This is a genomic window from Muricoccus nepalensis (genome assembly GCF_006438825.1).
In the GTDB taxonomy this organism is placed as follows: Bacteria; Pseudomonadota; Alphaproteobacteria; order Acetobacterales; family Acetobacteraceae; genus Roseomonas; species Roseomonas nepalensis.
The window spans coordinates 1-9,933 of the sequence record NZ_RCZP01000080.1 but is presented as its reverse complement, the minus strand read 5'-3'; the positions used below and the strand labels follow the sequence as shown (position 1 = coordinate 9,933).

Annotated in this window: 8 protein-coding genes and 1 pseudogene; 5 read left to right on the top strand and 4 right to left on the bottom strand. The window is 67.1% G+C overall.

Annotation, left to right across the window (positions count from 1 at the left end; genetic code table 11):
• On the top strand, nt 1–277 hold a 277-nt coding region (locus tag EAH89_RS29855), incomplete at its 5' end, for a transposase (RefSeq protein ID WP_194152356.1).
• Nucleotides 278–542: 265 nt separating this feature from the next.
• Here the strand turns inward: EAH89_RS29855 and EAH89_RS29850 are convergent.
• Nucleotides 543–1,349 (bottom strand): GntR family transcriptional regulator, encoded by an 807-nt coding sequence (locus EAH89_RS29850; protein ID WP_161993850.1) that lies wholly within the window; start codon nt 1,347–1,349, stop codon nt 543–545.
• Between the two features lie 106 nt (nt 1,350–1,455).
• Between EAH89_RS29850 and EAH89_RS29845 the strand changes: the two genes are divergently transcribed.
• The 3 genes from EAH89_RS29845 (at nt 1,456) to EAH89_RS29835 (ending at nt 4,377) form a co-directional block, all read left to right on the top strand.
• The gene (locus tag EAH89_RS29845; RefSeq protein WP_140887655.1) at nt 1,456–2,445 is read left to right on the top strand and encodes a Bug family tripartite tricarboxylate transporter substrate binding protein; all 990 of its coding nucleotides are present in this window, start codon (nt 1,456–1,458) and stop codon (nt 2,443–2,445) included.
• Nucleotides 2,446–2,459: 14 nt separating this feature from the next.
• Nucleotides 2,460–3,818 (top strand): 3-carboxy-cis,cis-muconate cycloisomerase, encoded by a 1,359-nt coding sequence (pcaB, locus tag EAH89_RS29840; protein ID WP_140887654.1) that lies wholly within the window; start codon nt 2,460–2,462, stop codon nt 3,816–3,818.
• A 346-nt stretch (nt 3,819–4,164) separates the two neighbouring features.
• The gene (locus EAH89_RS29835) at nt 4,165–4,377 is read left to right on the top strand and encodes a hypothetical protein (protein WP_140887653.1); all 213 of its coding nucleotides are present in this window, start codon (nt 4,165–4,167) and stop codon (nt 4,375–4,377) included.
• Nucleotides 4,378–4,546: 169 nt separating this feature from the next.
• On the opposite strand, the gene EAH89_RS29830 is transcribed toward EAH89_RS29835, so the two are convergent.
• Nucleotides 4,547–4,825: a hypothetical protein gene (locus EAH89_RS29830; protein ID WP_140887652.1), complete on the bottom strand. Its 279-nt coding sequence runs from the start codon at nt 4,823–4,825 to the stop codon at nt 4,547–4,549.
• A gap of 903 nt (nt 4,826–5,728) precedes the next feature.
• Nucleotides 5,729–7,630, bottom strand: a complete 1,902-nt coding sequence (locus EAH89_RS29820) for a S8 family serine peptidase (RefSeq protein ID WP_161993849.1) — start codon at nt 7,628–7,630, stop codon at nt 5,729–5,731.
• A gap of 929 nt (nt 7,631–8,559) precedes the next feature.
• Between EAH89_RS29820 and EAH89_RS29815 the strand changes: the two genes are divergently transcribed.
• Nucleotides 8,560–9,639 carry a hypothetical protein gene (locus tag EAH89_RS29815; RefSeq protein WP_140887657.1) on the top strand — a complete coding sequence of 360 codons (1,080 nt, stop codon included), beginning with the start codon at nt 8,560–8,562 and terminating at the stop codon, nt 9,637–9,639.
• 9 nt (nt 9,640–9,648) lie between these two features.
• Here EAH89_RS29815 and EAH89_RS29810 read toward each other — a convergent pair.
• Nucleotides 9,649–9,933: pseudogene (locus EAH89_RS29810) on the bottom strand (IS630 family transposase); the annotation flags it as partial.

The following is a 9,933-nucleotide window of genomic DNA, read 5'->3' as shown; positions in this document are numbered from 1 at the left end:
GCACGCCGTTCTGCTGCTCGACCAGGCCGGATGGCACCTCTCCGACAAGGTCGCGGTTCCACCCAACATCACGCTCGCACCGCTGCCACCCAAGTGCCCCGAACTGAACGCCATGGAGAATGTCTGGCAGTTCATGCGCGACAACTGGCTCTCCAACCGGGTCTTCCGGTCCTACGACAACATCGTCGACCACTGCTGCGACGCCTGGAACAAGCTCACCGAACAGCCCTGGCGCATCATGTCCATCGGACTGCGCGACTGGGCATATAGGTCATGATCTCAGAGACTTGGTATAAGATGGGCGCCGCAGATCCGCGCCGACCTGCCTACGCCATGGCGATGTGAAGGAGGTCTCAATCGCAGCAAGGTATGGAAGCCGGTCACTGCCTCGCCGCTGAGAGCCTTGCTCGGGAAAGATGCTGGGCTCGGGTGCGGCCTATGACGACGTCCGAAAGGACGCCTTGCACCAGTATCCTCGTGGCAGGACCTCTGAGCCGCCCTCGAAGCTTCACGGCCAATCCGTTAACAGGTGGTCAGACCCTTCAGCGGCTCTCCTGAATCCCAGCCGTGGTCGCTACGCGCCGCGTACTGGACTCCGCAGCGCGGCGAAGACGGCTGACGGAGGTGAACCGACCCGCCGGATGCAGGCTGATGGAGACGCTGAGCGGCGCCCCAGAGGAGTCGAGATAGCGGCGGGTGATTTCGAGCGCGTGTTCCCCCGCCTTGACGCCGAGCGCACGGGCGACCGGCCCGGCCGGGATCCCCGTGGCTTTGATTTCCTGAACAACCTCGGTGATCGGCCGCCCGGACCAAGTCGCCAGGACGGTCGCGATCAACTCTGCCGCCTCTGCTCCCCTCAGGCGCTGCTCCAGGTCGGCAGGCGCCACGTCCGCGCCCGCGTAGGTCTCTGTCCAACACAGCGCGGCACCGCTATCCGCCGGGACGCGCAGGCTGGTGATCTGCAGCCAGCGCTGGCCCGCCCGCAGCCCCAGTTCACGCTCCATAGGACCGTCCGACACCACGGGCTTGAGGCTGATGATCTCGCGCCGAGTTTGCGCGGCGTATTGCAGCAAGTCGCCGACCCCGGCGAGGGACTGCTGGTAGACGCCGCGGTCCGCCGGTTGCAGAGCGGCGACGCGGGTGCCCGCGCGACGGCGGCGGGAGATCAGGCCCAGGCCTTCCAGCCTGTCCAGCGCGGCCCGCATCGTTGCCCGGCTGACGCCACGCTCCGCGGCCATCTCAACCTCCGGCAGCAGCTGGGAGCCGAGCGGGTGCTGCCCCTCCGCGATCTCCGCGGCGATCTGACGGGCAAGCGCGACGTAGCGCGGCGGGGAGGCGATCGAGGGCATCACGCTATTGATGCGGTCCCCTTGAGCGTTGACAAGCCATCCTAGGAGCCGATAGGACCGGACCAATAGAAAGGATCGAACCTTTCGGGATCGGGAGTGATCGTCCATGCAGCGCCGCACCCTTTTCGTCGCCTCCCTCGTCGCCGCCACGGGCCTTGCTGTCCCGCGCCTGGCCCGTGCCCAGGGCGCCTACCCGGACCGGCCGGTCCGGCTGATCCTCCCCTTCTCGGCCGGTGGACCCACCGACACGCTCGGCCGCGTTTTCGCTGAGCAGCTATCCAAGCAGATGAACGCGCGCGTCCTGGTCGAGAACCGCACCGGGGCGGGATCCACCATCGGGGCGGACGTGGTCGCCAAGGCCACGCCGGACGGCTACACGCTGCTGTTCAACAATCTTTCCCACTCCATCAATCCCAGCCTCTACCGCCGCATGCCCTACGACACGGTCGCGGACTTCGTGCCGGTCAGCGTGCTGATGGAGGGACCGGTGGTGGTGCTGGTTGGCGCCAACTCGACCCATCGAACCCTGAAGGGCCTGATCGACGCGGCTCGTGCCCAGCCCGACGCGCTGGACTACGGCTCGGCGGGCAACGGCTCGGCGGCCCATGTCTCCATGGTGCAGATCCTCGCCAAGACCGGGGCCCGGATGAACCACATCGTCTACCGCGGCGTGGCGAACGCGATGACGGATCTTCTCTCCGGCACGATCGTCTCCGTCAACGATACCTCCACCACGGCGCTGGGCAGCATCCGCGGCGGCCTGGTGCGTCCCCTCGCCGTCACCTCCCCGGCGCGCGTGCCTTTCCTGCCGGACCTGCCAACGGTGCGTGAGAGCGGCATTCCGGAGCTGGCGGATTTCCAGATGTCCACCTGGAACATGCTCCTCGCTCCGGCCGCGACCCCGCGCCCTATCCTGGAGTGGCTGCACCAGGAGGTGCGGACGGTGATGAGGGACCCGTCCTTCATTGCCAAGCTCGCCGAACTCGGGAACGTCCCGATGCCCGACGCGGATATGGCGGGGACCCGAGCCTTCCTTGTCTCCGAGATGGAGCGCTGGCGCAGCGTCATGAGCCAGGCGGGCGTGCAGCCCGAGTAGCAGGAACTCCCCTCATGCCCAGCACCCCGTTCGACTCCGCCCTCTTCCGCGACATGTTCGGCACGCCCGAGATGCGTGCGGTCTTCTCCGACGAAGCCCTGGTTGGCCGCTACGTCGAGGTGGAGGTCGCGCTCGCCCGCGCCGAAGCCCGGTGCGGTATCATCCCGGCCGAGGCAGCGGACGCCATCGCCGCCGCCGGTGGCAACGCCGCCTTCGATTGGGCACGGCTGAAGGCCGAAACCGACAATGTCGGCTACCCCATCCTCGCCATTGTCCACCAGCTCGCGGAGATGGCAGGCGAAGCGGGGCGCTACGTCCACTGGGGAGCCACCACCCAGGACATCATGGACACGGCGAGTGTCCTGCAGGTTCGCGCTGCGCTCAACTTGGTCGAGGCGGACCTCGACGCGTTGCGCGGCATCCTCGCCGACCTCGCTGCGCGCCACCGGGACACGCCGATGGCCGGGCGCACCCACCTTCAACAGGCTCTGCCGATCACCTTCGGCTACAAGGTCGCTGTCTGGCTGTCGGCCCTTGACCGCCACGCCGAGCGGTTGGTGCAGCTGCGCCCCCGCGTGTTGCTGGGACAGTTCGCGGGCGCGGCGGGCACGCTCGCCTCTCTCGACGATGACGGCTTCCGGGTGCAGGAGGCCTTCTGCGCCGAGCTGGGCCTTGGCCAACCCGTGATTACCTGGCACGTGGCACGGGACGGCCTGGCCGAGGCGGTGGCCTTCCTCGGCCTTGTCACGGGCACGCTCGCCAAGATCGCGACCGACATCATGCTGATGATGTCCACCGAGTTCGGCGGCGAGGTGATGGAGCCCTTCGTAAAGGGGCGCGGGGCCTCCTCCACCATGCCGCAAAAGCGCAACCCGATCTCGTCCGAGATCATGCTGGCCACCGCCAAGGCGGTCCGGCAGCAGGTCGCGCTTGTTCTGGATGCGATGGTGCAGGACTTCGAGCGGGCCACGGGCCCGTGGCACTTGGAATGGCTGGCGCTCCCGGAAGCCTTTCTCCTCACCGCCTCCTGTTTGAACCAGGCGCGCTTTGCGCTTTCTGGCCTGACGGTGGACGCGGCACAGATGCGCGCGAACCTCGGCATGTCCGGCGGCCTGATCGTGGCCGAGGCCGTGATGATGGCGGCGGCCCCCGCGCTTGGGCGGCAGCACGCGCATGATGTTGTCTACGACGCCTGCCGCGCCGCCATCACCTCCGGCCGGACGCTTGCCGAAGCGCTGGTCGAGGTGCCGGAAATCGTCGAGGCTCTAGGCGGTAAAGAGGGCGTCGAACGGCGCTGTGATCCGGCGAACTATCTCGGGCTCGCTCCTGCCATGGTGGACCGGGTTTTGGCGCAGCGTCGAGCCGTGGGTTGAAGCAGATTGCTCCATCGGATGCGGCTGCCTCGCGGGAGCATGGCACGCCTCGCGCAAGGCGACGTTTTGCTGGCTAGCTCCCTGTCGAAGATGGATTGCCTTACCTCGGCCTCGCTGAGGACGCCGCCCCGTGAATGGAAATCGCGGGCCCATAGCGGGCGCCGTGATCGCGGTCGCCAGCATGCTCGACTATTCCGGCGGTAGCCGCGTCGACCGCGACGGATGAGCCCGGCTCGAGCTCAACAGCGTCGCCGTGCGCAACGCCTGCCCGGCATCGCAGCGGCGCGTCTGTCGCGCTCTCGAGAATGCCGCGCGGCGGCGACGAGGCGACGAGGCGGTCGTTGCGGTGAATGACGCGCCCGTCCGGGCGTACGACGGCGTCTTGAACGAGCGGGGCGTGGGCACGATGGCCGTGGGACGGCTTGAAGAGCAGGGCGTCTGCAGTCGGCGGATCGGCGCCGATCCCCTGTTCGTCGGGACCTTCAAGAACGGATGCCCCGTCGACCGAACCGGCGGAAGGCAGCGCTCGCCGATCTCGCCCGCCTCGGATTTCGAGTGAAAGGGATTGGGCGCGAGGCACGTTCTGAAGCGATAATCGGCCGTCCCGGATGCACCTAAGGGCAGAGGGCCGAAGCCGGCTTCGGCAGGCTGGGATAGGCTCGTGATCCGTCAGTGCGTAGGCAAGGCGGTATGAGCCGCCACCGGCTGACCTGAACGAAGAGGCTACGTCATCCAGGACGTCGCCGGCGCAACCAGAACGCAGCGCCTGCCATCAAGCCTGCCGCCGCCATCGAGAGCAGGAATTGAGTCAGATACGGCTCGCGCCAGTGTCCCTCAGCCATGGCGCGCAACGCGCTTAGCAAGTGCGCCAGGGGAGACTGCGGCTCACGACCAAACCGAACCGCCACGTTCTGCACTGGCGTGGCCTCGAAAAACTGGAACAGGCCAAAGAGCAAGGCCAGGAGAGTGCCGCTAAGGAGGAAGCAGATGGAGAGCCAGCGCAGCACGACGGTCCCTCTAGCACAATGATCGTGCCGGTTCTGGGTAAGGGCTTGTCGCTTGGAGCGGAGATGCCTCATCGGAGCTGGACTATCCTGTCGCAAACAAGGTGCGCAGCAGAATTACGGCACGTCTGTCGGATTGTCTTCAGACTTCCCAACGGCAGAGGCGTTGTTGCCAAACCCCGGAGGGTGAACCGGTTCGGCCTTTGATGCCTTGATTGGGTGCGGGCGACAGTGTCAGGGCCCCAGGGGCGTTAACGGTATAGAGGCTGGCGCAGCGGATCTGGCTTTCGGCGACCTGACGGCGGGGTCGCAGGAGGCGAGGCGCTCTACCGAAGCGCTGGAGGCGGGACATGGTCGTCTCGGCCAAGCCCCGGCGGTGGTACTTACTCCGACGCTTCCAGAGCCTCCATCCGAGGTGCCCAGTGGCCCACCATGCTCTGGGCGTTTTGCAGCGGCAAGCGGCATAGCACCTTCAGCGTCAGCATCTTCTGGATCGCCTCATCCGTGAAGACCTGGGGACGGCGTCGCCGCCCAGCGCCCCTGGAGGGATGCTAGATCAGGCTCGGCGAGGTTCACACCATCAGATCCCAGGCGGAGATCAGGCGCCAGTCGTACTCACTCCATTCCGGGTCCGATAGTGCGTCTTCGAGCGTCCAATCGATGCTCTGCTCGTGCGGAGCTACCTGCGAGGGATGTGCAACAACGCCGAGTTGGTGTGGGACGTCGAGGTTATCATCCTGTGCTGAAGGAGGACGAGCTCAGATATCCCTGGCGACGAGGGACAGCCTGGCAACCAAGGTAGTGAACAAAACGATGTGTGCCAGGGAACGGCCGCTGGTGGCATCAAGCCCGACCCGGGCGTGCGGCAGAGCCCCGATTGACTGCTGCCGCACTCTGCTGATTCTTTCAGGCGATGAGGACATCCGAGTGCGGCAGGCGGTCGAGCCAGTCGTCCACCCGCACGAAGTCGGTCGTCTTCCAGATGTAGGCCGTGCCCGAGACGATCTTGCCGCCGTCGGACAGCATGGCGGTGCGACCATTCAGGCTTGCCAGGGAGACGCCCTGGGTCAGCCAGACCTTCTCGCCCGCCGTGAAGTCGTCGATCCAGTCCTCGCCGGTATTCTGGCCCTCGATGAAGATGTCGATCCCGGCGCCGCCGCGAAGATGGTCGTTGCCGTAGCCGCCGCGAAGGTAGTTGTTCACGGCGTTGCCGACGAGGATGTCGTCGCCCGCGCCGCCGAAGAGGTTCTCCAGCACCGTGCCCGCCTTCAGGGTCAGCTTGGTGACCGCGCCGTCCGTGCCCGTCAGCGTGCCGCCGTCCGCCAGGCTGAAGTTCAGCTTGCCGGTCACGGCCGAGAAGTTGACGGTGTCGAGGCCGCCGTTGGCGTCACCGAGCACGAGGCGCGACGCGTCGGCCTTGGCCATGGCGCCGAGCTCGTCGGTGTAGACGTACTGGTTGTCCGCCTTGGCCCGGTCGCCGTAGAGCGAGAGCGACCAGGAAGTGAGCGTCAGCGTATCGTTGGTGGCGTAGTCGTGCAGCTTGAGCGTCCAGGTGCCCTTGCTGTCCTCGCCCCAGAACTGCTCCGTAGTGAAGATGCCCGAGGCGTTGGCGCCCGAGTTGGTGTAGGCGTGGTCGAGCAGCACGCTCTCCGTGCCCTTGGCGCTGACGAGGCTGATCCGGTAGTCGCCCCAGTCGACGCCGCTGAAGTTGATCGTCACCTGCGCCTTGTCGAGGTGCAGGTTGTCGGCGACGGTCGTCGAGGAGGCGAAGTCCGCGCCGACAGCCTTGTTGACGGCCACGTTGGCGCTCGCCACCTTCATGGTGGCGGTCGTGCCGTGATCGGACCAGGTCTCGGCGAGCCGGACCGCGGCGCCCGCGTCGACGATGCCGAAGCCGAAAGTGCTCGAGTGGTGCATGCCGCCGCCGTTCCAGTCGCCCGCCTTGTTGACGAGGTAGCCCGTCGTCACCGAGGTCTTGTGGGCGGTCATGCCGATGATCTCCTGCACGTCGCGCCAGCCGAGGTGGTCGTTGGCGTCGAGCACGAGGGAGGCCAGGGCCGAGACGGTGGGCGCGGAGAAGGAGGTGCCGCTGCCCGTGCCGAAGCCCTCGTCGACGGTCGTGACGATCCCGTTGCCCGGGGCGGCCACGTGCACCGCTACCCCGTGCGTCGAGAAGGAGGAGCCCGCGCCGTCGCGATCGGTCGAACCCACAGTCATCACGTAGACGCTGCTCTGGACGCCGTGCAGGTTGACGTCGTCACCGATGCCGCCGTTGTTGCCCGCCGACGACACCCACACGGCGCCGAGACCGCCCCGGCCGGTGGCGGACCCCTGGGCGAGGACCGGGGTGTAGGTCTGCTTCTCGCCCCAGGCGCTGTAGCTCCAGGACATGTTGACGACGTCGGAGTTCTTCCAGGCGTAGGTCATGGCGTCGGTGAACTGCGCGGCGCTGCTGAGCGAGCCGAAGCCGACGCGCACGCCGATCAGCGTCGAGCCGTAGGCCACGCCGACCGAGCGCGTGCTGTCGGCCGAGGCACCGATGACGCCCATGACCATCGTGCCATGGTAGTCGTCCCCCTCGGCCATGGCGTCGCTGTCGCGCCTGAGGGCGTCGTAGTCGAGCGAGGTCGAGTAGTTCTTGGCCAGGGCGGCGTTCTTGTAGTTGAAGCCGTCGTCGACCGCGGCCACGCGTGTCCCAGCGCCGTTGTAGCCGAGTTTCCAGGCGCCCTCGGCGTTGATCCCGTTCAAGCCGCCAAGCAGGTTCGGGTTCGTGGTGGCGTACTTCGCGGGAAGGAGAATCGTGGCCATGAAGGACTCCTTACGGGGAGCCAGCCCTCCCCGTCTCAAATATGCGACGAGGGGGAGATTGGCGGGAATGTTCCTAACAAAAAATGAAGGTGCCCGGCCTTCGAAGTAGGAGAAGGGAGGCGTGGCGAAGCGCGATTTCGACCGACCCTCGGACATTGCGGCAGTCGCCAGGACCAAGGAGCACGTCTGCGCCGCGCTGTAGGAAAGGCGGTCCAGGTCTTCGGCCATGTTCCGCCTGCCAAGGAGTCAGGCCAAGACACCCCTACGGAGAGCCCGTCTACGCCGTCGGCCTTCCGGCACAAGCTCCGCCTGGGCTGAGCGGGTACGACCTTCGCTCTTCCCCTGTTGGCGCGCCACAGCGCGAATCGCAGGCCGCGAGCACCATCCTGTGGCGGGAGGTGGTTGCCATCCACAACGCCGGCACGCAGACGCTTCCCATCAGGCGCATCGTGCGAGGTTGGCTCTCGCTCGCCGAGATCGACGCTCCTGGTACCGGGCGGTCCTTTAAGGGGCGTCTGGTGCAGGCGGTCGCAGGCCCAGCCGTTCGACACGGCGTCCGTGTCGGTGTCGTCGACCCCGGCTGGTGCGGACGCATCGTCAGCACCGCCTCGGCGGACAGTCGGGGCGTGCACGCGAGGCTTATGGAGGGGTGGAGCGGCCTGGGCATACCGGCATTGGTCACGAGATCCAGCCATGCTCCTTCGCGAAGAGGATGCACGGTCTGCGTGGCGAGAGCGCTGGGCCTTACCGGAAGCCGGAGAGCTGCCTCCACGAGCGTGGCGGCGGGGCGGCGCTGAATAGCCGACTGGCTCGCATCCGAACCGGGCTCGGCCGACGCTGGACGCTTGAGCATTCGGCTCGTGCAACGGGCGATCTTCCGGCACGTGGTGCTCGTGGTCTACGGTGACCTCTTCTCGGTGAGGCTATCGATGTACAGCGAGGACGACCTTAACGCGGCCGTGGCAGGTGGCGCGATCACCGCGGCGGATGCGGACCGCCTGCGCGCGTTCACCGCCGCGCGGCGCGCCGCGCCGTCGGCGGATGAGGAGCAATTCCGGCTCCTCACCAGCTTCAACGATATCTTCGTCTCCGGCGCCGTGCTGATGACCTTGGTGTCGGTGCTCTGGTTCCTCTACGGCGCGTCGTCGATCGTCGCGCTCGTCGCCGTCGCGGCGCTGGCTTGGGGGCTCGCGGAGTTCTTCACCCGCGTTCGCCGCATGGCGCTGCCGAGCATCGTCCTCCTGTTCGCCTTCACGCTCGCGATCGGGGCGCTCGGGGCGAAGCTCGGCGCGGGGTTGGTGCCCTCTGAGGCAGCGGCTCCGCTTGCCAAGACGCGCGGTCCGGCCATCCCGTCTCTCGCGGTGATGCTTGCCCAGGCCATGCTCGGCATCGTGCCGTTGCTGAGCACCATGGGCGCGGTGGCCCTTGCGGCCCTCGCGCACTGGTGGCGCTTCCGCGTCCCCATCACGGTCGCGGCCCTCACCCTCGCGCTTCTCGGCACCGCCGTCGGGTTGCTCCTGCTCGCCTATCCGGCACTCGCCTCCTTCGCCTTGACCCTGACCTTCGCTTGCGGCGGGGTCGTCTTCGCCCACGCTCTGTGGTGGGATGCCAGCGACCCTCGTCGGACGACACGCCGCGCGGACGTCGCCTTCTGGCTGCACCTCGCGGCCGCGCCGCTGCTCGTGCACCCGATCTTCTCCCCCATCCTGCTCACGGGGGGCAGTCCCTCGACCTCTTCGGCGCTCATTGCCGTCCTCTTCTACGCGCTGCTCGCCTCTGTTGCGCTGGTGATCGACCGGCGCGCCCTGATGGTGTCGTCCCAGGTCTACGCGATCTACGCCTTGAGCATCCTTCTCGGGACGCGGGCAAGCTTGCCCTCGACCATCCTGCTGACCGGTCTCGTCCTGGGCCCGGCGCTCCTGCTGCTTTCCGCCTTCTGGCAACGAGGCCGCGCCGCGCTGCTTCGTTTCCTGCCGCCGACGATCAGGAGACATCTGCCACCGAGCTAGTGCACTGACTCAGACAGAAGATGCAGGGAGCCTGGCCAGCTTGCCGAGAATGATGTCGGCGGACTTGATCCAGGCGAATGGCTTGGCGGCCTTGTTGTGGTCTCGGATGTAGCGAGTGATCGCGTCCTGCAGGTCGGGCACCGACTTGAAAACGCCGCGGCGGATGCGCCTGCGGGTGATGGCCGAGAAGAAACCTTCGACGGCGTTGAGCCAGGACGCCGAAGTCGGCGTGAAGTGGAAGATCCAGCGCGGGTGATCCGCCAGCCACTGCTGCACCTTGGGGTGCTTGTGGGT

Coding starts and splice junctions, on each gene's coding strand:
- EAH89_RS29850 (WP_161993850.1), bottom strand. CDS start 1,349: ATGCCCTCGATCGCCTCCCCGCCGCGCTACGTCGCGCTTGCCCGTCAG.
- EAH89_RS29845 (WP_140887655.1), top strand. CDS start 1,456: ATGCAGCGCCGCACCCTTTTCGTCGCCTCCCTCGTCGCCGCCACGGGC.
- pcaB (WP_140887654.1), top strand. CDS start 2,460: ATGCCCAGCACCCCGTTCGACTCCGCCCTCTTCCGCGACATGTTCGGC.
- EAH89_RS29820 (WP_161993849.1), bottom strand. CDS start 7,630: ATGGCCACGATTCTCCTTCCCGCGAAGTACGCCACCACGAACCCGAAC.
- EAH89_RS29815 (WP_140887657.1), top strand. CDS start 8,560: ATGTACAGCGAGGACGACCTTAACGCGGCCGTGGCAGGTGGCGCGATC.